Raw genomic sequence first — 23,170 nt, 5'->3', positions numbered from 1 at the left:
TCGCGCGCGCGGTCAGCCTTCGACCCGTTTCTTCAGTTCCTTCAGCGCGGTATCGGTGATCACTTTCTCGGCCTTGCGTTTGAACATGCCGATCATCGGGATGTTCAGATCGACCGTCAGCGTGTAGATGACCTCGGTGCCACCGGGCCGATCGAACAGCTCATAGGTGCCGTTCTGCGTCTTCTGCAACTCGCCGCTGAGCAGCCGCCAGCTGACCGCCTTGCGGTCGGCGCGCCAGTCGTAGGACAGGACGTAGGTGTCCTTGACCACCCCGGCGTCCAGCACGAACCGCGCGGTCTCGGCCAAACCGTCCGGCCCCACCTCCAGCACCTCCACCGACTTCGCCGCCGATACCCATTCCGGGTAGGACTCCAGATCGGCGATGACGGACATCACCTGCTGCGACGGGGCCTCGATGACGATCGATCTCTGGGTCCGGTCGGCCATGCGTACAGCGGTTCCTTTCAGCGTCGGTGCTGGTAGATCAAGGCTGGGGCGCGGGAGTGACACCGGCGGGGCGGCCCGCCTCCAACCGGGACTTCACCTCGAACGACATGTTCTTGCCCGCGACCCGGCGCGCCCGGTTGGCGGCGGCGAGCTTGCCCTCGGGCAGCGCGGGCACCGGCTCGACGTGCAGGAAATAGTGCAGGATCACCCCGTCGAGCGCGGGCTCCAGCCACACCTCCATGGTCCCGGTCAGGCCGCCGGACACCGCCCAGCGGACGCCCTTCTCGGCCCGATCCTCCCGGACCTCCAGGGACAGGTCCGGCCACCACCGGCGCCAATTGCTCGGGGCCGCCAGCAGCTCGGCCACGGCACCCCCCGGTGCGGCGACGAAGGTCTGATCTGCGACCTGGATACTGCTCACTCCGCTGAGCGTAGTAGATGCGACGCCGATCACCGCAGCAGCTGGCGCAGCCGCGCGCCCAGGCTGTCCCAGCGCCACTGCTGCTCGACGAACGCGCGCCCGGCCGCGCCCATCCGCGCGGCGGCGTCCCGGTCCGACAGGATCTCCACCAGTGCGTCGGCGATCTGCTGCACGGAACGGCCGTCCACCACCCGACCGGTCTTGCCCTCGATCACGGTCTCCGGCGCGCCGCCGGAATTGCCCGCGACCACCGGGACGCCGGACGCCGACGCTTCCAGGTAGACGATGCCGAGCCCTTCCACGTCGAGCCCCGCGCCCCTGGTCCGGCACGGCATGGCGAAGACGTCCGCCAGCGTGTGATGCGCGGCCAGCTCGCCGGACGGGACGCGGCCGGTGAACACCACGTCCTCGGTGACGCCCGCGGTCGCCGCGAGGGCGCGCAACTTGTCTTCGGAGGGACCGCCACCCGCGATCACCAGGACCGCGCCGCGCACTCGTTCGCGGATCTCGCGCATCGCCAGGATCAGCGCGTCTTGACCCTTGCGCGGCACCAACCGGGACAGGCACAGGATGGTCGGGCGCTCGCCCAGGCCGTACCGGCCGCGCAGCTCGGCACGTGCGGCCGGATCCGGGCGGAAGACCTCGGAATCCACGCCGGGCGGCAGGTACTCGAGCGCCGCATTCGGGCCGAACGCGGACGCGAACCGGCGGCGGGTGTAGCGGCTGACGTAGGTGACCACGTCGGTGTGCTCGCCGATCGCGCGCAGCGCCTGCCTGGCCGCGGGCAGCATCGACCAGCCGACCTCATGGCCGTGCGTGCTGGCCAGAATGCGTTCGGCGCCCGCCCGACGCAGCGCGGGCGACATCAGCGCCAGCGGCGCCGCCGCCCCGAACCACACCGTGTCGCACTGCTCGCTGCGCAGCAGCCGCGTGGCGCGGCGCAGCACCAGCGGAGTCGGCAGCATCAGCGTGGTGGGATGGCGAATGACCTGGAACTTCTGCCTGGCATCGAACTTCAGATGGCTGTCGCCACGCCAGCGTGGAGCGTAGACCACGAGGTCGTCCGGCGGCAGTTCGCCGGCCAGAGCCTGCAGATACGACTGGATACCGCCCGGCCGTGGCGGGAAATCATTGGTAACCAGCAAAGTTCGGGCCATGCGCAACAAAATACTGTGTTTGTTCGGCCGCGCCTTCGGCGCGGCGTGTTCGCGGCCCTTTTGTGGCTCGCGTGTGCGCGACCGCCGCTTGCTCCTTCGTCGCCGACGCGGCGGCCGCGCAAAGCTCGGCTGTGTGGCTTGCTTGCTCCTTCGTCGTCTACGCGGCGGCGGTGCAAACGCGAGCTATGGGTCAGGCGGTCCGGGTGCGGAGCCACTCGCGCCAGTCGTCGACGAAATCGGTGCGGGTGGTGCCGAGGACTTCGCGGAGGATGCCGTCTTCGGTGGCCGCGTCCTGTGGGCCCGCCGCGATGCGGCGGTAGAGCTGGACGAGATGGGCCCGGTCGTACTTCTCGGCGACGAAGGCGCAGATCGACCAGGCCTTTTCATACGTGAAAGCGGCGTCGGGACCGGAGAAGTCGGGGTCGGGCGGCAGATCCTCCGGAATCCGGCCCGCGTGAGCGCGCGCGGTGAGCGTGGGAGCGATGTCGGCGAACCGCTGGCCGTCGCGATGGTGCGCGGTGTAGTCGGCGAATCCTTCCAGCATCCACAGCGGGGCGCCGTCGGCGGTGTCGGCGCGAGCGGCGATGTGGGTGAGTTCATGCCGCAGCAAGGCGGCCATGCCCTCGGGATCGAGGCGGCGCCCGGTGTCGGGACCGAAGACGACGCGCTGGCCGGTGGGCCGGCTTCCGGGCGTGACCGGGTCGGCGATGGAGGCGGCGGCGACTTCGGTGGGCAGGAGGCCGGGTGAGCGCAGCAGGGCCGCGAATTCGGAGGGCGACGAGGCGACGACGACGAGTGCGGACTGTGCCCAGCCGGGACCCCAGACGTCGGTCACCGCCTCGGTGGCGTCGGCGAGTGCACGTTCGAGCACGTCGATTTCGATCCGCTGGTCGGGATGGCCGACGACCAGGGATCGCTGCCCGTCTCCGGTCGGCACCTGGCGGGCGATGATCGATCCGAACGGTTCGACGATGCGCCGCACCTCGGCCAGCCTGGGATCGGCAGCCGCCGCCTGACCCACCGCCTCGGTCCCCCCGGGCTCCGCGGCCCGCAGTTTCGGCAACACCGTGCTCGGCAACATGATCAGGGCGACACACACGCCGGTGAGCACCACCACCATCGCGACGGTGAGACAGAACTCGAATCGCCGCCGCGCCGACCACCACGCGCGCACTCTCCGGATGCCGGTCATCGGCGCGGCCCGGCCGGGGACAGGGCGGTGGCGGAAGTGCCGCGTCGAGCGGGCGGGTGGCTCACCGTCGCCCGTCGCCGGTCGGTCGGGCCGTTGGTAATGCGGTGCGGCTGGATGGCTCGCTCACGGCCGCTAGTATCGCCGAGCCGAATGGAACGGTGTCGAGCCCATGGGCGCGACCGCGACCGGCACGCCGAAGGTCGAGGCGTGCAGGATGAGTCCGTTACCCGCGTAGATGCCGACGTGCGAGATGTCGGAGTAGAAGAAGACGACGTCGCCGGGCTGCAGATCCTCCTTGGCCACGGGCGTGCCGTAAGTGGCCTGCTGCGAGCTCGTCCTCGGCACGTTCTTGCCGACCTGCTTGAACGCCCATTGGACGAGGCCGGAGCAGTCGAACTGGTTCGGACCGGTGGCGCCCCAGACATAGGGGTCGCCCACCCGCGTGAGCCCCGCCGCCAGCGCGCTGGTCCCACTGCCGGGGACGAGGCCTTGCAAGAGGCTGTCGCGGTCGAAGCCGGGCGGGAAGGGTGATCCGGCCAGAGCCGACTTGTCCTTGGCCGACAGCGTGCCCCAGGCTTGCACCACCTGGGCGATGGCGCCGCCGAGGTCGCTGCGCTTGTGTTCCAGATCGATGCGCACCGCCTCGGCTTTCTGCGCGGCGGACCGTGCGGCGTCGGCGGCGGCGCGAGCCGACGATTCGGCAGCGGTCGCGGCGTCGGTGGCCTTCTTGTAGTGGTCGAGCTGCTCGGAGGTCTGCGCGGCCACCACATCGAGCGTGGACATCTGGTCGAGCAGTTGCTGCGGTGAGTCGCTGACCAGCACGGCGAACAGGCGATTGGTGCGGGCGCCCTGGTAGGCGGCGATGGCGGTCCGGTCGATGACCGGCTGATACCTGCGGATCTCGTCCCGAGCCCGGTTCACCAGATCGGTGCCGGCGGCCAGGCGGGCGTCGGCGTCACGCTGGACGGCGAGTTTCGCCTCCAGCTCGGCTTCCGCGCCCAGTGCCTGCTGGTTGAGCTGTTCGGACTGGCGAGACAGATCGATCATTCGCTGCACGGCTTCGGTGGCGGTCGTGGGAAGCGCTACCGGATCCGCTCCCGCCGGGCCGCCGCCGTAGAGACCGGCGGCCAGCAATCCGGCGGCCAGCGTCGCTCCCGCCAGACGTTGGGTCTGCTGTCTCCGGTGATGCTCAGCCACAGCCCGCGGTGCCCCGTTCTTTTGTGAAGCGATCTCTCGCGAAACCGACGCGGAATGCCTTCGACAGGCCCCTGGTTTGCGCCGGGCGAACCGGGGTGATCAGTCGAAGGTCTCGTTTAGGTTACGGAACGGCCCTTGTCGATGTCCAGTAGAGAACGAGACGATCACCGGGCCGTGGTGCGGTCGGGCCGCGATCTCGCGGCCCGACCAGCTGCTTCTCAGAAGCGGCGAGCGCCGGCCACCGGCATGGAGGAGATCGGCGCCAGCTTCACGGGCTGGCCCGAGGTGGAGGCGTGCACGACGTTGCCGTCACCGGCGTAGAGGCCGGAGTGGCCGCCTCCGTAGAAGGAGACCAGGTCTCCGGGGCGCAGGTCGTCCAGGGACACGGGGGTGCCCGCGGCCAGCTGTGCGCCGCTGGTGCGGGGCAGTTCGACACCCGCCTGGCGGTAGGACCACTGGACCAGGCCGGAGCAGTCGAACGCGTTCGGGCCCGCCGCGCCGTAGACGTACGGCGAGCCGATCTTGCTCAGCGCGGCGTCCAGAGCGATCTCGCCGGACGACTTGGGCGCGGCGAAGGGCAGGGGAGCGGGAGCGGGAGCAGGCAGCTCGAGGCCCGGGATGCCCGGCGGGACCGGGATCTCGTTCGGAACGTCGAAGGTTCCCACGCCGGGGATGGTCACCGGCTGGGCCGAGGCGGGGGCTGCGGGCAGCAGGAACGCGCCGATGGTGGCAGCGCCGACGGCCCCGGCGGCAAGAGCGCGCTTTGCGTGACGCTTGGCGGCGTTGGTCGTCATGATGCGGTACTCCCAATCTGCCTCACGACGCCGCACCCGGTGGTGCCGCGGACTTCGTCGGCGCCGCACCGGTCGGCGCGGCGGGACTCCGTGAGGTCTCGAGAAGGTTACGAACACATCACGGTCGTTTGTAAAGCGTCGGCAGTGCGAAAAGGGGTCACTCGACAATTTCACCGGCGAATGCATGTGAGATATCTCCCAGCGAATCACGAAAAGATAACGGCGGGGAATTCACGCGGTGGGACGCATTCGGGTGGGGCGCACGGTCGGGTGGGCGGGTCGCCGACCCGCGGTTGGTGTTTGCGGTGTTTTACCAAGTAGGAGGCGGTAACCGGCCGTAGGTGCCGGTATGGTCGTCCGTTCGTATGCCGTAGCGCCGGCGATACCCGACACGCCCGACGGTGATGGATCGCGTTCCGCGCGGCTCGCGGCAATGTTTGATACAGTTTTGATCATTCTGTGATCTGGGTCTCTTTTTCGCATTTCTAGATCATTTCCCGGGTATCGCCGCGGAATCCCCACGGTGTTATTCGCGCATTCCGTGGCGTACGCGCGCGTCCGGTTCCTGTCGGACCGTGGCTCTACGCTGCTCGCCGTGTCCGATCCCGTGCCGCGCCAGGCCGTCCAGCAGCTGGCTTTCGACGAGCTCGACACGCCCTTGTACGACACGACTTTCGTGGTCGTGGACCTGGAGACCACCGGGACGAGCCCCGGGGCCGACGGCATCACCGAGATCGGAGCGGTGAAGGTGCGCGGCGGCGAGGTGCTCGGCGAGTTCGCGACGCTGGTCAACCCGGGACGAGCGATTCCGCCCGCGATCGTGCACGTCACCGGCATCACCACCGCGATGGTGTACGCCGCGCCGCGCATCGAGGCGGTGCTGCCGGGCTTCCTGGAGTTCGCCGCGGGCGCGGTGCTGGTCGCGCACAACGCCCGGTTCGACATGGCGTTCCTGCGCGCCGCCGCGGCGCGGTGCGACACCCCCTGGCCCGCCGCGCAGGTGCTGTGCACGGTGAAGCTCGCACGACGGGTGCTCGGGCGTGACGAGGCGCCCTCGGTGCGGCTGGGTTCGCTGGCCCGGCTGCTCGGCGCCGCGACCCAGCCGACGCACCGCGCACTGCAAGACGCCCGCGCGACCGTCGACGTGCTGCACGCGCTGATCGCTCGCGTGGGGAACCAAGGCGTCCACAGTCTCACCGAGCTGCTGGACTATCTGCCCGACGTCACGCCCCGGCAGCGCTCCAAACGCGTCTTAGCGGCCGATCTGCCCGCTGCCGCGGGGGTGTACCTGTTCCGCGGTCCTTCCGATGAAGTCCTATATATAGGCACGGCCGTGAACTTGCGCCGCCGCGTCCGCAATTACTTCACCGGTTCGGAGACCCGGGGGCGGATGAAAGAGATGGTGTCGCTGGCGATTCGGGTCGACCACGTGGTGTGCGCGCACGCGCTCGAGGCGGGGGTACGTGAACTGCGATTGCTGGTCGCGCACACTCCGCCCTACAACCGCCGGTCCAAGTTCCCGAAGCGGGCCTGGTGGCTGACCCTCACCGAGGAGCCGTTCCCGCGGTTCGCGGTGGTGCGCGACCCCGGACGTGACGCGCTGGGACCGTTTCACTCCCGCAACGACGCCGCCGATCTGGGCGTGATCATCGCCGAATTCACCGCGTTGCGCACCTGCACGGCGCGGCTGTCCCGCAAGGCGGCGCACGAGTGCCCACCCGCCCTGGTGGGCGGATGCCCGGCGGGCTCAGCGGGAAAGCCGTTGGACATGGCGCAGTACGCTCCCGCCCCCGCGCTCGTGCGCGCGTTGTTCGCCGGGCACAGTGACGCGCCGATCCGGTTCATGCTCGACCGCATCGACACCTATTCGCGCGCGGAACATTTCGAGGCGGCGGCGCGGCTGCGCGATCGTGCGGCGCGAGTGGTGCGAGCGCTGCGGCGCACCCAGCGACTGGCCGCGGTGGCGCGCATCGCCGAACTGATCGCAGCGCAGCCCGACGGCACGGGCGGGTGGGAGTTCGCGGTCATCCGGTACGGGCGCCTGGCGGGGTCCGGCACCGCCCGCCGCGGTGTGCCGCCGATGCCCGTCGTGGAGCAGATCGTCGCCGCCGCCGAAACAGTGGTTCCGACCGGGGCGGCCATTTCCGGCAACGAACCCGTCGAGGACGCCCCGCCGTTGCGCGGCGCGTCGCCGGACGAAGTAGCCCTGATCGCCCGGTGGCTGGCCCGGCCAGGGGTCCGGATCGTGCGGACCACGGACGGATATCAGGAGCCGATGTTCGGCGCGGCGCGCTGGCTGGGCTGGGCGGAACTGGCCGACGCCGCGGTCCGCGCCCAACCGACCGAGCAGGGTTATCTGGACCGCTTAGGCTGAGCCTCATGATTACCGCGATCGTCTTGATCCACGCCGACAACGGCCGTATCCCGGAGACCGCGCAGGCGGTGGCCGACACCCAGGGCGTCACCGAGGTCTACTCCTGCGCCGGTGACGTGGACCTGATCGCGATCGTGCGGGTACGCGACCACGAGCAGATCGCCGATGTGGTGACCGGCCGGATCGACAAGACACCAGGTGTCCTGCGCACCACCACGCACATCGCGTTCAAGTCGTATTCAAGCGCCGAAGTGGAGGCTGCGTTCTCGCTCGGCGAGTAGCCCCTCAGTCGGCCACCCGCACACTGCGCACCGCGAAATAGGCGCCGTCGTTCGGCGGCAGCACGACCACATCGCCCGAGCAGTCCGGCGACTCGTACAGGTGCGCGACGCTGTCGGTGCGGTTGCGGATCGCCACGTCGGACCCGTCGCCGACCTCGAGGCAGCCGACCGGGTTCTCGTATACGGCGCCGTCGGCGAACAACACGCCCCCGGCGGCATGCGCTCCCGGAGCGGCGGCGATGCCTGCGGCGGCGAGGAGGGTGAGTAGCGCAGCAAGGGGTCGCATGTCGGTGCTCCTCGTCGGTCGAACCGATCGGCGCGGTGCCCGGCGGACTCGGCATGCGCCGAATTGCCCGGCCGAGGTTACCGGCCGCGACGATCCCGGCCGCGGCCTTCGCTCGGGTCGGCGTGTCGGCGCCCGCGTCAGCTGTTGCCGAGTGTCTGCGTCAGCTTCGCCCAGCGCTGCAGCAGCGCGGCGGCCGCGCCCGTGTCGATCGCCTCGGCGGCGCGTTCGACGCCGGCCGCGAGCGCCGCGTGCAGATCGGCATGCGGATCGCCCACGCCGCGCGACCAGTCGTAGGTCACGATCGCCGCGGCCGAATTCAGCAGCACCGCGTCCCGGGCCGCGCCACCGCGGCCGGCGAACACGTCGCGGGCCACGCCAGCGTTCACCTCGGCGTCGCCGCCGCGCAGCGCGTCCAGATCGACCCGCGAGATACCGATGCGGGTCGGATCGATGGTGACCTGTCGCGTTCCTCCGCCCGACACCACCCACGCCTCGGTGGTGTCCGAGGTGGTGATCTCGTCGAGGCCGTCGTTGCCGCGCACCACCAGCGCGCTCGCGCCGCGTTCGGCGAACACGCCCGCCATCACGGGCAGCAGGTCGGGGAACGCGCAGCCGACCAGCCCGGCGCGCGGCTGCGCGGGGTTGGTCAGCGGCCCGAGCACATTGAACACGGTCGGAATGCCGATCTGGCTGCGCGCCGCGCCCGCGTACTTGAGGGCGGGATGGAACGCGGCCGCGAAACAGAAACCGATGCCGACTTCCCGCACACAGCGCGCCACCGACTCCGGACCGAGCGCGAGCTTCACCCCCAGCGCCTCCAGCACGTCGGCGCCGCCGCTCTTCGACGACGCGGCCCGGTTGCCGTGCTTGACCACGGGCACGCCCGCCGCGGCCACCACGATCGCGGACATGGTGGAGATGTTCACCGAGCCGGACCGATCACCGCCGGTGCCGACGATGTCGACCGCGTCGCCGTCGATCCGCACCAGCCGTGCGTGCTCGAGCATCCCGGTGGCCAAGCCGGTCAGCTCGGCCGGAGTGGGGCCCTTGATCTTCATGGCGACGCCGAACGCCGCGATCTGCGCGGGGGTGGCGTTGTCGGACATGATCTCGCTCATCGCCCACGCCGTGTCGTCCGCGGTCAGGTCGCCACCTTCGGCGAGGGTTCCCAGCACCTGGGGCCAGCTGCGCACGCTCATTCCACACTTCTCCCGTCACACTGGTCGCGACCTGTCCCGGCACACCGGTTCGGCACCAGTCCGTCCGCAAGCAGCCTAATGGGTGCGGTCGGACGTAGTCCGTCCTCAGCCCGCGCATGGCCGAGCGAAGGCGGAGGTACGCCCAGCTGTGTTCGCTGTTCCAGCGCCCAGGGCGCGGGCCGCGAACGGCGGATGCTCGGTCTCGCTGCCCTCGAAACCCGTGGTGGAGCCGCTGTGGTCGGGCGAGTAGCGGCCGGAAACCGGGTCGGCGGGACCGTTACGGTCGCGGACCCGGTTGCAGGGCGTCCCAGCCGTCGGCGATGCCGTCGTGCCGCTGGGCGAGACCGGCCATGCGGGAGCGTTCCTGAGAGCAGTGCAGGGCGTCGAGCACTTGCACGCGGCGCAGGATCACCGTCTCCAACTCGTCGGTGCCCGCGCCACCCTCCCGCGGCGCGGGGGAGTAGCCGTCCTGCGCGGCGATCGCGCAGACGGTCCGCACCTGCCCGGGCGGGATGCGCAGGTGATGCCGCAGCACCGCGGGCGCGTCCGGGGTCAGCCCGGTCGCGCGCGCCAGCGCGGCCGAACACGCCTCCGCGTCGTCGAAGCCCGACGCGACCACGACCAAATCCGCTCGGTCCGGGTCGAGGGCGATGTCCCGGTCCCGTCGCAACAGCCGCCGCCACAATCCGGGCGCCACCTTCACCTTCATCTCAGCTTCTCCTTACCCTCGCCTGTCATGCTGACCGGGCATTCGTCCGCGCGGGTGCCTCGTCACAGCGCCGCGCGCATCACTCGCCCCGGCCCCTGCCTGGTCGAGAGCCCGTCTTCTCCCGCGTTTTCCGACACGGAGGAACGAGTTTCGTACCCGGGTACGGCCGTCGTACTACGACGAGTCATACTTACCCCCGTGACGACCGCAGTAGGGACCCCAGGATCGGCCATTACCCAGCGTGTGCATTCGCTGAACCGGCCCAACATGGTCAGCGTCGGTACCATCATCTGGCTGTCGAGCGAGCTGATGTTCTTCGCCGGCCTGTTCGCGATGTACTTCGTCGCCCGCGCCCAGGCGCACGGTAACTGGCCGCCGGAGCCGACCGAGCTGAACATGAAGCTCGCAGTGCCGGTCACGACCGTGCTGATCGCGTCGTCGTTCACCTGCCAGATGGGCGTGTTCGCCGCGGAGAAGGGCGACGTGTTCGGCCTGCGCCGCTGGTACGTCATCACTTTGATCATGGGCGCGTTCTTCGTCGGCGGCCAGGGCTACGAGTACATGAACCTCGTGCACGAGGGCACCTCGATCTCCAGCAGCTCCTACGGCTCGGTGTTCTTCATCACCACCGGCTTCCACGGTCTGCACGTGATCGGCGGACTGATCGCGTTCGTGTTCCTGCTGGTGCGCACCAAGGTCAGCAAGTTCACCCCCGCGCAGGCCACCGCGGCGATCGTCGTCTCCTACTACTGGCACTTCGTCGACATCGTATGGATCGGGTTGTTCGCCACGATCTACTTCGTCCGCTGATCGTGGACGCCGCGCCGCCCTGGAGCGGGCGCGGTGCGACCCAAGATCTTTTGCACAAGTCGGTTCCGTCTACTCCAAAGGGACACAGATGAGTTCATCTCCCCCGTCAGCGCCAGAGCCCGCCAGCCCCGGGAACGGCCAGGCCAGCAAGACGCGCAGGCAGCGGCGCGTTCGCCGTCGCATCGCGGGCGGGCTTGCGCTGCTGGTGGGCCTCGTCGGAGCAGGCTTCCTGGCATCGGCCCTCACGCCGGACCCGCAGCGCGCCACCGCGCACGAGGATCAGTCCGCGCTCATCCGCGAGGGCCAGCAGCTCTACGACACGTCCTGCATCACCTGCCACGGCGCGAACCTGCAAGGTGTGGCCGACCGCGGCCCCAGCCTGATCGGCGTCGGTGAGGCCGCGGTGTACTTCCAGGTGTCCTCCGGCCGCATGCCGATGGCCCGCAACGAGGCCCAGGCGCAGCGCAAGCCGCCGAAGTTCGACGCCCACCAGACCGACGCGCTGAGCGCGTACGTGGCCTCCAACGGCGGCGGTCCGACCGTCGTCCGGGACGCCAACGGCGAGGTCGCCCAGGAGTCGATGCGCGGCGACGACATCGCCCGCGGCTCGGAGTTGTTCCGGATGAACTGCGCGTCCTGCCACAACTTCACCGGACGCGGCGGCGCGCTGTCCTCCGGTAAGTTCGCGCCGCCGCTGGAACCGGCGAGCGAGCAGCAGATCTACGCCGCGATGCTCACCGGCCCGCAGAACATGCCGAAGTTCTCCGATCGCCAGCTGAGCGCGGAGGAGAAGCGCGACATCATCGCCTACGTCAAGAACGCGACCGAGGAGCGCAGCCCGGGCGGCTGGGATCTCGGCGGGTTCGGTCCCGCGACCGAGGGCCTGGCCATCTGGGTGGTCGGCATCACGCTCGTCGTCGGCGCCGCGATGTGGATCGGATCGAGGTCATGAGCGAGCGCAGCGAGGTGGAAGCATGAGCGAGAAGGAGCGAGACGACATGGGGCCGGATGAGGGCCACGACGCGCAGCTGTCGAAGGAGCAGCCGGTGAACGCCGCCCCGGCGGAGCCCACCGAGGCGGACCTCGACAGGATGTCGCGCGACGAGCTGGTCAAGCTCGGTACCGAGCGCGACGGCGTCGACGTCGCCTACCGCCGCGAGCGCTTCCCGATCCCCGGTACCCGGGCCGAGAAGCGTGCCGAGCGCGCGGTCGCCTTCTGGTTCGCCGTGTCCGGCATCGCGGCCGCGGCGCTGGTCGGTGTGTTCCTGTTCTGGCCGTGGGAGTTCAAGGCCAAGGATGAGGAAGGCCACGGGCTCTACTCGCTGTTCACCCCGCTGGTCGGCCTGACCTTCGGCGTCTCGGTGCTGGTCATCGGTGTCGCGGTGGTGCTGATCCGCAAGCTGTTCATCCCCGCCGAGCTGTCCATCCAGGAGCGGCACGACGGCCCGTCGCCCGAGGTCGAGCGCCGCACCCTGGTCGCCGAGCTGCAGGACGCGCTGGATACCTCGACGCTCGGCCGCCGCAAGCTGATCACCCGCACCGCGGGCGCGGGTGTCGGCGTGCTCGGCATCGGCGCGCTGCTGGTGTTCGTCGGCGGTCTGGTCAAGAACCCGTGGGCCAAGGGCGACAAGTCGCCGCTGTGGGTCTCCGGCTGGACTCCGGACTACCCGGGCGAGACCATCTACATCCGCCGCGACACCGGTCGCCCGGAGGACGTGGTGCTGGTGCGTCCGGAGGACTTGGACGCGGGCGCCATGGAGACGGTGTTCCCGTGGAAGGAAAAGTGGCGCGGTGACGAGCACGCGACCCTGCAGTCGCTGCGCGGCATCCGCAATGCCGTCATGCTGATCCGCCTGCGCACCGAGGACGCGCAGAAGGCGATCAAGCGCAAGGGGCAGGAGAGCTTCAACTACGGCGACTACTTCGCCTACTCGAAGATCTGCACCCACCTCGGCTGCCCGACCTCGCTGTTCGAGCAGCAGACCAACCGGATCCTGTGCCCCTGCCACCAGTCGCAGTTCTCCGCGACCGAATGGGGCAAGCCGGTCTTCGGTCCCGCCGCTCGCGCGCTGCCGCAGCTGCCGATCACCGTCAACGCCGAGGGCTTCCTGGTCGCCAACGGCGACTTCATCGAGCCACTCGGCCCGGCCTACTGGGAGCGCCGTTCATGAGTCCTTCAGTCGCAGCCCAAGCCAGCGAGGCGGACGAGCGGTACCGCGCCGCCGCGTTCGTCAAGCGGTCGATCAACAAGGTCTTCCCGACGCACTGGTCGTTCCTGCTCGGTGAGATCGCGCTGTACAGCTTTATCATCCTGCTGCTGTCGGGTGTGTATCTGACGTTGTTCTTCGACCCGTCGATGAGCGAGGTGGTCTACAACGGGGCGTATCAGCCGTTGCGTGGGGTGACCATGTCGCGGGCGTATGAGACGGCGCTGAACATCTCCTTCGAGGTGCGCGGTGGCTTGTTCGTGCGGCAGGTGCATCACTGGGCGGCGTTGTTGTTCGCGGCGTCGATCATCGTGCATCTGTTCCGGATCTTCTTCACCGGTGCGTTCCGCAAGCCGCGGGAGGCGAACTGGGTGATCGGGTCGGTGCTGTTGATCCTGGCGATGTTCGAGGGCTTCTTCGGTTACTCGCTGCCCGACGATCTGCTGTCGGGTACCGGTCTGCGGGCCGCGTTCGGCGGTATCGTGATGAGCGTCCCGATCATCGGCACGTGGATCCATTGGCTGATCTTCGGTGGTGATTTCCCTGGTGACATCATCATTCCGCGGTTGTACATCGCGCATGTGTTGTTGTTCCCCGGCATCATCCTGGCGTTGATCGCCGCGCATGTGGCGTTGGTGTGGTATCAGAAGCACACTCAGTTCCCCGGTCCGGGTCGCACGGAGAACAATGTGGTCGGTGCGCGGATCGTGCCGGTGTTCGCCGCCGATCAGGGTGCGTTCTTCGCCTTCACTCTCGGCATCGTGGGCATCATGGGCGGTGTGTTCCAGATCAACCCGGTCTGGAATCTGGGTCCGTACAATCCGTCGCAGGTGTCGGCGGGTTCGCAGCCGGACTTCTACATGATGTGGACCGACGGCATGGCCCGGTTGATGCCGCCGTGGGAGCTGTATCTGGGCCGCTACACCGTGCCTGCGGTGTTCTGGGTCGCGCTGATCATGGGTCTGGTGTTCACGCTGCTGATCGCCTACCCGTGGATCGAGAAGCGGCTGACCGGCGACACCAGCGCGCACCACAACCTGTTGCAGCGTCCGCGTGACGTCCCGGTCCGGACCGCGATCGGCGCGATGGCCATCGCGTTCTATGTGGTGCTGACGCTGTCGTGCGTCAATGACATCATCGCGCTGAAGTTCGACATCTCGCTGAACGCGACCACGTGGATCGGTCGCATCGGCATGCTCGTGGTCCCGCCGGTGGCGTACTACCTCGCCTACCGGTTCTGCCTCGGCCTGCAGCGCAGCGACCGGGCGGTGCTCGAGCACGGTATCGAGACCGGTGTGATCAAGCGTCTGCCGCACGGCGAGTACATCGAGGTGCATCAGCCGCTGGGCCCGGTGGACGAGCACGGTCACCCGATCCCGCTGGCGTACCAGGGCGCGCCCGTGCCGAAGAAGATGAGCAAGCTGGGTTCCGCCGGCAAGCCCGGCATCGGCAGCTTCCTGCGGCCCGACCCGCAGGAGGAGAGCGATCGGCACTTCGAGATCGAGCACGCCGAAGAGCACAGGCAGCTGAAGGTGCTGCAGCAGGCGCAGGAGGCCGCGAACGGCAAGCACAGCCACTGACGGCCGGTCACGTGAAAGGCCCCGAGTCGAGCGACTCGGGGCCTTTCCGCGTCATACCGCCGATGTCACAGGCGTGGTGCCGCGCGGCGCGCGGCCTCGATGGCCTCGAACTTGGCGAGATTGTGCCGGGCATCGGCGAGCGCGTCGTGCGCGTCCGGCGGGATCGGCGGAAGCTCGGGACGGCCGTGCGACTCCCAGTGCTGGCGCAACTCGTTGGTGTAGCGCGGCAGCGCGTTCGGCAGGTCGACCATCGAGCCCCACAACTGGCACAGGGCGACGTGGTCGTAGGCCGACACCCAGGCCCACAGCTCCGGCTGCACGGTCGGGCGCGGCACCAGGAACGCGTACAGCTCGTCGCGGATCTGAGCGCGGCTGCGCCACAGCGGAGAGGACGGCGAAGGCAGCTGGGGTAACACGAATTTGCGCACCCAGGGCCCAGCACGTCCGGCATCGAATTCGGTGGACACCGCGTAGTACTCCCGGCCGTCCTCGCACACGACGCCGATGGAGATCAAATCGATGGTCACTCCGTCCTCGATGAATTCGCAGTCATAAAAATATCTCAAGCACTGTGCCTCTCTGATATTCACGCCGGCGGCATTTCGGCAGCAACTGGGGGCGGAATGGCTGGTGTTCTCGTATGCAGTGTAGAAGGTCGCGCGCTCGAGGCACGAGCGCGACGGTCGCGTGGCAAGCCTCCTGTGCGGGCATCATGTGGAGTACTCCTGCGTTGTGATATCGGGAGCTCTTCCTGGCCGGCGGCTATGGAGTGTGGGATCTGTCGAGTACATCCGCGCCTGGCGGGCCGAAAGCAGTATCGACTCCGGCGCGGGGTGAGAGGCATTCGATGCGTGTCGCGGAAGTTCACATGGCGATCGGCGGATATAGCCGCAGGGCCAATTCGATTACCCGTCAAAAGCTCGAGTGGGTGGAAACTATGTCGGCAGGAATATCCACCATATCAACGGTGGCGAATCGGGCAATCGGTCCGAAAAGCTCCGGTATCGACCGAGCCGATAGCGAATCGCGTGGACAAATCCTCGAATTCTACGGTAGCGGTGAAGCGACGAATCGACCCGCGGTCGCGCCCGGGGAGGTACCCTCCGGGCAGAACTCGATCACCTTGGGTGGAGCGATTCCACCCCTGGGACTGGGTGTCCCCGCGGGGTGCGCGGTCCGTAAGCTGAACTCGTGAACTGGACCGTCGACGTACCCATCGATCGCCTGCCGGAACTGCCGCCGCTGCCCGTCGAGCTGCGCAGGCGGTTGGACGACGCGCTGACGCGACCCGCGCTGCAGCAGCCGTCCTGGGATCCGGAGCAGGCGGCCAACATGCGCACAGTGCTGGAGAGCGTCCCACCGATCTGCGTGCCCGCCGAGGTGGAAGAGTTGCGCGGGCAACTGGCCGAGGTGGCCCGCGGTGAGGCCTTCCTCCTGCAAGGCGGCGACTGCGCCGAGACCTTCGCCGACAACACCGAGCCGCACATTCGCGGCAACATTCGCACGCTGCTGCAGATGGCGGTGGTGCTCACCTACGGTGCGAGCCTGCCGGTGGTGAAGGTCGCGCGGATCGCCGGCCAATACGCCAAGCCGCGATCCTCGGACACCGATTCCCGCGGTCTCAAGTCCTATCGCGGCGACATGGTGAACTCGCTGGTCGCCGACGCGGCGCTGCGCGAACACGACCCGTCGCGCCTGATCCGGGCCTACGCCAACGCGAGCGCCGCGATGAACCTGGTGCGCGCGCTGACCGGCGCGGGCATGGCCGACCTGCACAAGGTGCACGACTGGAACCGCGACTTCGTGGCCAAGTCGCCCGCGGGCGCCCGCTACGAGGCGCTGGCCGAGGAGATCGACCGCGGCCTGGCGTTCATGACCGCGTGCCGGGTGAACGACCCGAGTCTGAAGGCGGCCCGCATCTACGCCAGCCACGAAGCGCTCGTACTGGACTACGAGCGCGCCATGCTGCGCCTGAGCCACAACGCGATCGGCGAGCCCGTGCTCTACGACCTGTCGGCGCACTTCCTCTGGATCGGTGAGCGCACCCGCCAGCTCGACGGCGCGCACATCGCCTTCGCGGAACTGCTCGCCAACCCGATCGGCCTGAAGATCGGCCCGTCCACCACGCCCGAGCAGGCCGTCGAGTACGTGGAGCGGCTCGACCCGAACAACGAGCCCGGCCGGCTGACCATCGTGTCCCGCATGGGCCACAGCAAAGTCCGCGACGTGCTGCCGCCCATCATCGAGAAGGTGCAGGCCACCGGTCACCAGGTGATCTGGCAGTGCGACCCGATGCACGGCAACACCCACGAGTCGTCCACCGGCTTCAAGACCCGCCACTTCGACCGCATCGTCGACGAGGTGCAGGGCTTCTTCGAGGTGCACCACGCGCTCGGTACCCATCCCGGCGGTATGCACATCGAACTCACCGGCGAGGACGTCACCGAATGCCTCGGCGGCGCCCAGGACATCTCCGACCTCGATCTGTCCGGCCGCTACGAGACCGCCTGCGACCCGCGGCTGAACACCCAGCAGTCGCTGGAACTGGCGTTCCTCGTCGCCGAGATGCTGCGCTGAGGTCGCGCACCACGATCCCGCCCAACGGCAGGCGGGTGGGCGCCTGCCGTTCGGTTGCTTCTCCGTCCGTCAGGGGAGTGCCACCAGGGTGACCGTGTCGCCCGCCTCGAGGTTGACTCCGATGGCCGGGGTTTGCGAGACCACCAGAGAGCTGTCGGCGCGCGCCAACTGCTTCACCTCGACCCGCAACCCAAGACCTTCCAGCTTGGCGCGGGCGTTGGCCACCGTCCACCCCCGGACATCGGGCATCTGGAGGGCATTGGAGATCAGCAGGACGACGCCGTCGCCGGATTGGATGGTGGCGCCCGCACCCGGCTGGGTGCCGATGGCCTTGTCCGCCTCGATGCTGCGATCGAACTGAGGTTTGGTCTCGCGGACCGCGATCCCGGCGGCGGTGAGGATCCTGGTGGCTTCCTCGGTCGACTTGCCGCGTACGTCCGGGACCTTCACCGGCTGGGAGCCCTTGCTGCGGTAAACCTTCACCTGCGCGCCGAGCGGCAGCACGGTGCCGGGCTTCGGCTCTACCCGGGCAACCGATCCCTTGGGCGCGGTACTGCCCTCTTCGCCCGCGTCGACCGGTTGTAACCCGTTGTCCCGGATCAACTGGTTGACCTTCGAGACCTGGTCGCCCGCTTTGACATCCGGCACCTTCGGCTTGCCGTTGGAAACCAGGACGGCGACCGTCGATCCCTTGGTGATCTTGGATCCGGCGGACGGGTCGCTGCCCACCACGCCGCCGACCGGGATCGCGTCCGAGGCCTTCTGCCGGATCTCGGTCTCGAACCCGGCGTTCTGCAGGGTGGCGACCGCCTTGTCGGTGTCCAGCCCGGCGATCGGCGGCACCGCCGAGTAGCGGCCGACACCGAGCCACCAGCCGCCGATGCCGACCAGCAGCGTGAGAACCGCGACGATGGCCACCCACAGCCACACCGTTCGCCGGGAACGGTGGAGTCCGTCGGCGTACGGCGGATACGGCGGTACGGCGTGCGCTTGGCGCACCGGTTGTGGCCGGTCGTAGTTCTCCGGCGCGTTGTTGTCGAGGCGGGCCTGCTGGGCGGTGACCACTCGGGTGTGCTGCAACGGCTGCGGCGGGTGGGCGGACGCCCCGGCGAAGCCCGGCCGGTCGTCATGATCCGGTCGGACGGCTCGATAGCCGGCGCTGAGATGCTCGGCCGAATCCTGCGGCGCCGGCACCCGATAAGCGGGCAGCCGCAGTTCCGCGCCGATCAGCCGCAGCGCGGCCGCCATCTCGTTCGCGTCCGCGAACCGGTGCCCGGGTTCGCGCGCGGTCGCCTTGGCGACCAGTTCGTCGAATTCCGGCGGCACCCCCGAGATGAATTCACTCGGGCTGGGCACATCGTTCTCGACGCGTTGATAGGCCACCGAGATCGACGTGTCGCCGATGAACGGAACCCGGCCGGTGAGCAACTCGAAGATCAGCACTCCGAAGGAGTAGACGTCACTGCGCGAGTCGGCCGAACCGCTGGTGACCTGCTCGGGCGACAGATAGGCGGCGGTGCCGAGGATGACACTCGCCGACGTGGTGTTCGCCGCCGCAACCGCCCGCACCAGGCCGAAATCGGCGATCTTCACCTCGCCCGCGTCGGAGATCAGCACGTTCTCCGGCTTGATGTCGCGGTGCACCAGCCCAGCGGAGTGCGCGACGCCGATCGCCGCGAGCAGAGGTTCGGCGACGGCGCGCACCGCGTGCGGCGGCATCGGGCCGCGCTCGCGCAGCAGCTCGCGCAGCGTGCCGCCCTCCACCAGTTCCATGATCAGGAAGGGATGATCGCCGTCGACGCCCTGGTCGTACACCGCGACCAGGGAAGGATGCTTGAGCTTGGCGACCGCGCGCGCCTCGAACTCGAATCGGGAGAGGAACTGGGGGTCGCCCGCGAACTTCGGATCCATCACCTTGATGGCCACCGGCCGGTCCAGGCGGGTATCGACCCCGCGGAAGACCGTCGACATTCCGCCGCGGGCAATCGGCGCATCGATCCGATAGCGCCCTTCCAGCATCTGGCCGATCAAGAGAAGTCCTCCGGCTTTCACAAAGTCGGCCGCTCCGTGCGGCCCCCACGATGGTATCGACTCGCACCACCCCGGGTGTCTCACGACGTGCGGGCGGGACCGTCTACCGTTGTCCGGGTGAGTGCATTTCCCTGCAGTGACGACGTCCTTCCGCAGTCGGTGACCCTGGTGTCGCTGCCGGAGGTGGCCGAGCGACTCGGGCTGGTGGTGACCCGGGTGCACCAGATGCTGCGCGATCATCAACTGATCGCCGTCCGCAGAGAAGGCCTGGTGGGCGTCCCCGAGCGGTTCTTCGACGAAACCGGCGCGGTCGTGAAGCCGCTGCCCGGCCTGATCACCGTGATGCGCGACGCCAAGTACACCGACGAAGAGATCCTCGAGTGGATCTTCACCGAGGACGAGACCCTGCCCGGCAAGCCGATCGACGCCCTGCACGGGCCCCTGGCCCGTGAAGTCCTGCGCCGGGCGGCAGCGGAGCCGTTCTGAATTTCCAGCGCCTGCGGCGCTGGGTGTTCGCGGCCCCTTTGTGGCTCGCGTCCGAGTGGCCGCCGCTTGCTCCTTCGTCGCGTACGCGGCGGCCACTCGGACGCGAGCCGGGCCGCGAACGGCGCATGCTCGGTCTCGCTGCGCTCGAAATCTATGGTTGAGGTGGTGTGGTCGCGTCGGATGGTTGGGTCGAAATTTGTGGTTGAGGTGGTGTGGTAGGGCGGGTGGTGGTGGCTGGAAGTCTGTGGTTGAGGCGGCGTGGTGATTCGGGTGGTGGTGGCTCGAAGTCTGTGGTTGAGGCGGCGTGGTGATTCGGGTGGTGGTGGCTCGAAGTCTGTGGTTGAGGTGGTGTGGTCGCGTCGGGTGGTGACCTCGTGACCCGGGGGTGCGCCGTTGCCGGTGGGTCGAGGTCGGCGCTGGTGGCATCGCTACGGCTGCTGGGTCGGTTCTGCCGTGCTCGTACGCGCTCGGAATCGGTGGTTCAGGTGGGTTGCGTGGGGAGCGTTTCGTCTGAGCGGCTGCTTTCGGAAACAGGCGTTGAGCTGGTGCGGTTACGTGCACGGTGCCGGCATGGGTTCGGGTACGCCTCGGGCGGGCGGGATGCGGTGCTGATGGTGGCATCTTCTCGTGGAGCTGCCGCTCGGATGCGGGACGGATCGTGAAGTTGCGCTCCGGGCGGTGGCGGAGAAGAACGCCCGCTGTCAGCGGGTGCGGCGGCCGCGGAGCGTGGCGGTGGTGAATTCGGTGGCGGCTATGCGGAGGCGGTGGTGGCGGGGGACTACCGCACGGTGGTCGAAGATGGCGTAGTCGCTGCGTTCGATGTGGTGCAGGATGTCCGCGTAGAGGGTGGCCGCGGTGCGGATAGCGGGGCGTACCCGCGGTTGGAGCAGGTCGATGCCCGGTTCGGCGCGGCGGTAGAGGTCTCGGTTGACCGCGATGAGGTGGGCGAGGGCGCGGCGGACGCGCGGATCGGTCCGCCCGGTGCGCCGGCACTCGAACAGCAGGTCGTTGTCGACGCCGAACGCGGCCAGGGCATCGGCGGGCAGGTAGACGCGGTCGCGGTCGAGATCCTCCGCGACGTCGCGCAGGAAGTTGGTCAGCTGGAACGCCTCGCCGAGCGCGGCGGCGGCGGGCTCGGCCTCGGATACCGGGACGACCGTGCCGAGCACGGGTAGCAGCTGCAATCCGATGGCGGCGGCCGAGCCGCGCATATATTCGCGCAGCTGCGCCATGGTGGCGTAGCGGTTACGGAACGCGGGGGCGCCGGGCGCGTCCATCCGCATGGAATCGAGGAACGTCCAGAAGTGCTGCGCGGCAATGCCGTAGCGGTGGATGGTGTGGGTGACGGCGGCCAGGACGAGGGCGCGCGGACGGGGACCCGCTGCCGAACTCTGGTCGACGGAACCGGGGTGCGATTCCAGCGCGGCCCGCAGGTCCCGCTCGATCAGGTCGAGTTCCGCGGCCGGGTCGCGATCGTGCGCCCCGGCGGGACGGCCGGCCCGGTCGACGACGTCGTCTACCATGCGCGCGAACGCGTACAGCGCGTGCACGGCGGGCCGTCGCTCGGCCGACAGCAGCCGGGTGGCCAGGAAGTAGGTGCGGCCGTGGGTGGCGGCGATCTGCCTGCACTCGCGGTAGGCGAGCGGGAGCAGGGCGGAACCAGGTAGGCGGCCCTCGGTCATGGGGCGGCGGGTGACGCGGTGGCTTCGCCGGGTCCGGCCACGACAGTGCCCGGCGGCGTGGCGCGCAGGCGCAGCGGGTCCACCGTGCGCAGCGACAGCGCCGCCACGACCGCGGCGAAGGTGGCGGCGACGACGTGCCAGAAGTCGTACAGGCCGATCGAACCGTCCGGCTGGAAGACCAGCATGAGCCAGGTGCATACGCCGACCAGCGCCATCAACGTCGTGGTGGACAGCGCGAACCCGGCGGCCAGCGCCAGTGGCCACGAGTAGTACCAGGGCAGCGCGGCGGGCGAGAGGATGACGATCGCGACGAACGCGATCAGGATGCCGAGCACCGCTTCCCGCTCGCTGTGCCGGAACCGCCACCAGGTCCACGCGAGCACCGCGACCAACGCCAGCGCGCACATCGCGCGAGTCACCTCGAGCACCGATTCCAGCCGCAACGGGGTCACCCAGGTGACCGCGTGCGCCATCACGGTCGGCAGCGACAGCCAGTTGATGATCTTCTTGGACCCGGACAACGCCGTCAGCCAGCCGATGCCGACGCCCGCGATGGCCGAGGCGGCGACGAAGACGACCGCGAACACGCTCAGACCGAGCCCCGCGATCTTGCCGAACACGAGCGCGGGATGCGGCATGTCCTCGGTGGGTTCCGCGGCGTCGCCGGGTTGCTCGCCGGCGGGCAGATGCGCCGGGTCGCGCCCGACCCGCTGCGCGGCGCGGCGTTCGCGCTCGTGCAGCATCCAGATCCAGACCAGGAACGGCAGCGCCACTCCCGCGGTCGCCTTGATGGCCACGCCGATGGCCACGACGACGATGCCCGCCACGTGGTGGCGTTCCAGCACCAGCGCGATGCCCGCGCACATGAGGCCGACCATCAGCATCTCGTTGTGCACGCCGCCGATCAGGTGGATGAGCACCAGCGGGTTGAGCACCGCCAGCCACAGCGCGACGGTCGGCTTGCCGCCGAGGTGCTTGGTCAGATATGGCACCGCCCACATCATCAGCGCGAGGCCGGGCAGCATGACCAGCCGCATCGCGATGGTGCCCGCCACCACGTTGTCGCCGGTCACGGCGGTGATCGCTCGTCCGAGCAGCAGGAACACCGGGCCGTACGGCGCGGTGGTGGTGGTCCACACGGGGCTCACGTTGTCCAGCAGCACACCGGGATTCGCCACCGGCCCGACCTGGTAGGGGTCGAACCCGTCGCGCAGCAGCGCGCCCTGCGCGAGGTAGGAATAGGCGTCGCGGCTGAACATCGGCACGGCGAACAGCAGCGGCGCGATCCAGATGCCGACGATGGCGCGCAACTCGTTGAGCGTCACCTCGGCGCCGATCCGGTCGCCCGTGCCGATCGTGGCGCGCCCGAGCCGGACCCAGGCGGTGATCATGAGCAGCACGCCGACCCAGACGCAGATGGTCGACAGCGCGTAGCCGTGCCCGAACCGCAGCCAGGACAGGTGCATCGCCTCGAGCAGCGGGTCCCGCTTGCGGACGCTGCCCGCGCCGAAGCCGCCGAACATGATCATGATCGCGCCGCAGAAGCCGAGCAGGGCGGCATGGCCCTCCGGGCTTCTGGCGAAGTCGGCGGCGGTGCGGATCCACCACAGCAGACCGCGGGGGGTGGCCGATTCGCGACCTGCGGAGGCGGGCGACGGGGAACGGATGTCACCGGCGGAGGCGGCCTCTGCGGTGCGCGTTTCGGGGGATGCCATCTGGTGTCGGTCCCCCCGAGTGGTC

Annotated in this window: 21 protein-coding genes; 8 read left to right on the top strand and 13 right to left on the bottom strand. The window is 69.1% G+C overall.

The window, feature by feature from the left end:
* Positions 1 to 12 precede the first annotated feature (12 nt).
* From ACT89H_RS14735 to ACT89H_RS14710, 6 genes are all read right to left on the bottom strand, one after another.
* Positions 13 to 447 (bottom strand): SRPBCC family protein, encoded by a 435-nt coding sequence (locus ACT89H_RS14735; protein WP_445109150.1) that lies wholly within the window; start codon positions 445 to 447, stop codon positions 13 to 15.
* A gap of 37 nt (positions 448 to 484) precedes the next feature.
* Complete coding sequence (locus tag ACT89H_RS14730) at positions 485 to 868, bottom strand: polyketide cyclase / dehydrase and lipid transport (protein ID WP_445109149.1); 384 nt, start codon at positions 866 to 868, stop codon at positions 485 to 487.
* 29 nt (positions 869 to 897) lie between these two features.
* Entirely contained in the window at positions 898 to 2,025 is a 1,128-nt protein-coding gene (locus ACT89H_RS14725; protein WP_445109148.1) for a glycosyltransferase family 4 protein, read from the bottom strand.
* 190 nt (positions 2,026 to 2,215) lie between these two features.
* A complete protein-coding gene (locus ACT89H_RS14720; protein WP_445109147.1) occupies positions 2,216 to 3,217 on the bottom strand; it encodes a hypothetical protein in 1,002 nt (333 codons plus the stop codon).
* Between the two features lie 132 nt (positions 3,218 to 3,349).
* Positions 3,350 to 4,414: an NlpC/P60 family protein gene (locus tag ACT89H_RS14715; protein WP_445109146.1), complete on the bottom strand. Its 1,065-nt coding sequence runs from the start codon at positions 4,412 to 4,414 to the stop codon at positions 3,350 to 3,352.
* Between the two features lie 218 nt (positions 4,415 to 4,632).
* A complete protein-coding gene (locus ACT89H_RS14710) occupies positions 4,633 to 5,208 on the bottom strand; it encodes a C40 family peptidase (protein WP_445109145.1) in 576 nt (191 codons plus the stop codon).
* A 595-nt stretch (positions 5,209 to 5,803) separates the two neighbouring features.
* Between ACT89H_RS14710 and ACT89H_RS14705 the strand changes: the two genes are divergently transcribed.
* Entirely contained in the window at positions 5,804 to 7,582 is a 1,779-nt protein-coding gene (locus ACT89H_RS14705) for a DEDD exonuclease domain-containing protein (protein ID WP_445109144.1), read from the top strand.
* Between the two features lie 5 nt (positions 7,583 to 7,587).
* Positions 7,588 to 7,863, top strand: a complete 276-nt coding sequence (locus tag ACT89H_RS14700) for an Lrp/AsnC family transcriptional regulator (RefSeq protein ID WP_445109143.1) — start codon at positions 7,588 to 7,590, stop codon at positions 7,861 to 7,863.
* A gap of 4 nt (positions 7,864 to 7,867) precedes the next feature.
* Here the strand turns inward: ACT89H_RS14700 and ACT89H_RS14695 are convergent, their stop codons facing one another.
* The 3 genes from ACT89H_RS14695 to ACT89H_RS14685 all read right to left on the bottom strand — a co-directional run bounded on the left by ACT89H_RS14695 (position 7,868) and on the right by ACT89H_RS14685 (position 10,057).
* Positions 7,868 to 8,149, bottom strand: coding sequence for a hypothetical protein (locus ACT89H_RS14695; protein ID WP_445109142.1), 282 nt, complete (start codon positions 8,147 to 8,149; stop codon positions 7,868 to 7,870).
* 137 nt (positions 8,150 to 8,286) lie between these two features.
* Entirely contained in the window at positions 8,287 to 9,348 is a 1,062-nt protein-coding gene (gene trpD / locus ACT89H_RS14690) for an anthranilate phosphoribosyltransferase (RefSeq protein ID WP_445109141.1), read from the bottom strand.
* Between the two features lie 277 nt (positions 9,349 to 9,625).
* Positions 9,626 to 10,057: a hypothetical protein gene (locus ACT89H_RS14685; RefSeq protein WP_445109140.1), complete on the bottom strand. Its 432-nt coding sequence runs from the start codon at positions 10,055 to 10,057 to the stop codon at positions 9,626 to 9,628.
* A 198-nt stretch (positions 10,058 to 10,255) separates the two neighbouring features.
* On the opposite strand from ACT89H_RS14685, the gene ctaE reads away from it, so the two are divergent.
* The 4 genes from ctaE (at position 10,256) to qcrB (ending at position 14,654) form a co-directional block, all read left to right on the top strand.
* On the top strand, positions 10,256 to 10,867 hold the full coding sequence (ctaE, locus tag ACT89H_RS14680) for an aa3-type cytochrome oxidase subunit III (RefSeq protein WP_445109139.1): 612 nt from the start codon (positions 10,256 to 10,258) through the stop codon (positions 10,865 to 10,867).
* A gap of 88 nt (positions 10,868 to 10,955) precedes the next feature.
* Positions 10,956 to 11,819: a cytochrome bc1 complex diheme cytochrome c subunit gene (gene qcrC / locus ACT89H_RS14675; protein WP_445109138.1), complete on the top strand. Its 864-nt coding sequence runs from the start codon at positions 10,956 to 10,958 to the stop codon at positions 11,817 to 11,819.
* Between the two features lie 46 nt (positions 11,820 to 11,865).
* Positions 11,866 to 13,038, top strand: coding sequence for a cytochrome bc1 complex Rieske iron-sulfur subunit (gene qcrA / locus ACT89H_RS14670; RefSeq protein ID WP_445109339.1), 1,173 nt, complete (start codon positions 11,866 to 11,868; stop codon positions 13,036 to 13,038).
* The gene (gene qcrB, locus ACT89H_RS14665; RefSeq protein ID WP_445109137.1) at positions 13,035 to 14,654 is read left to right on the top strand and encodes a cytochrome bc1 complex cytochrome b subunit; all 1,620 of its coding nucleotides are present in this window, start codon (positions 13,035 to 13,037) and stop codon (positions 14,652 to 14,654) included. Before qcrA ends, qcrB begins: the two co-directional genes overlap by 4 nt.
* Before the next feature lie 65 nt (positions 14,655 to 14,719).
* Here qcrB and ACT89H_RS14660 read toward each other — a convergent pair whose 3' ends face one another.
* Positions 14,720 to 15,220, bottom strand: a complete 501-nt coding sequence (locus tag ACT89H_RS14660; RefSeq protein WP_445109136.1) for a polyadenylate-specific 3'-exoribonuclease AS — start codon at positions 15,218 to 15,220, stop codon at positions 14,720 to 14,722.
* A 625-nt stretch (positions 15,221 to 15,845) separates the two neighbouring features.
* On the opposite strand from ACT89H_RS14660, the gene ACT89H_RS14655 reads away from it, so the two are divergent.
* Positions 15,846 to 17,231, top strand: a complete 1,386-nt coding sequence (locus tag ACT89H_RS14655) for a class II 3-deoxy-7-phosphoheptulonate synthase (RefSeq protein ID WP_445109135.1) — start codon at positions 15,846 to 15,848, stop codon at positions 17,229 to 17,231.
* 69 nt (positions 17,232 to 17,300) lie between these two features.
* On the opposite strand, the gene pknB is transcribed toward ACT89H_RS14655, so the two are convergent.
* Positions 17,301 to 19,262, bottom strand: a complete 1,962-nt coding sequence (gene pknB, locus ACT89H_RS14650) for a Stk1 family PASTA domain-containing Ser/Thr kinase (RefSeq protein ID WP_445109134.1) — start codon at positions 19,260 to 19,262, stop codon at positions 17,301 to 17,303.
* Positions 19,263 to 19,379: 117 nt separating this feature from the next.
* Between pknB and ACT89H_RS14645 the strand changes: the two genes are divergently transcribed.
* The gene (locus ACT89H_RS14645) at positions 19,380 to 19,748 is read left to right on the top strand and encodes an Rv2175c family DNA-binding protein (protein WP_445109133.1); all 369 of its coding nucleotides are present in this window, start codon (positions 19,380 to 19,382) and stop codon (positions 19,746 to 19,748) included.
* 701 nt (positions 19,749 to 20,449) lie between these two features.
* On the opposite strand, the gene ACT89H_RS14640 is transcribed toward ACT89H_RS14645, so the two are convergent.
* Positions 20,450 to 21,430, bottom strand: coding sequence for a phytoene/squalene synthase family protein (locus tag ACT89H_RS14640; protein WP_445109132.1), 981 nt, complete (start codon positions 21,428 to 21,430; stop codon positions 20,450 to 20,452).
* Entirely contained in the window at positions 21,427 to 23,145 is a 1,719-nt protein-coding gene (locus ACT89H_RS14635) for an alpha-(1->6)-mannopyranosyltransferase A (RefSeq protein WP_445109131.1), read from the bottom strand. The genes ACT89H_RS14640 and ACT89H_RS14635 overlap by 4 nt, the downstream gene beginning before the upstream one ends.
* Positions 23,146 to 23,170 lie beyond the last annotated feature (25 nt).

The organism is Nocardia aegles (genome assembly GCF_052545135.1).
The sequence above is the reverse complement of the archived record's forward strand: the minus strand, read 5'-3'. Positions and strand labels throughout refer to the sequence as shown.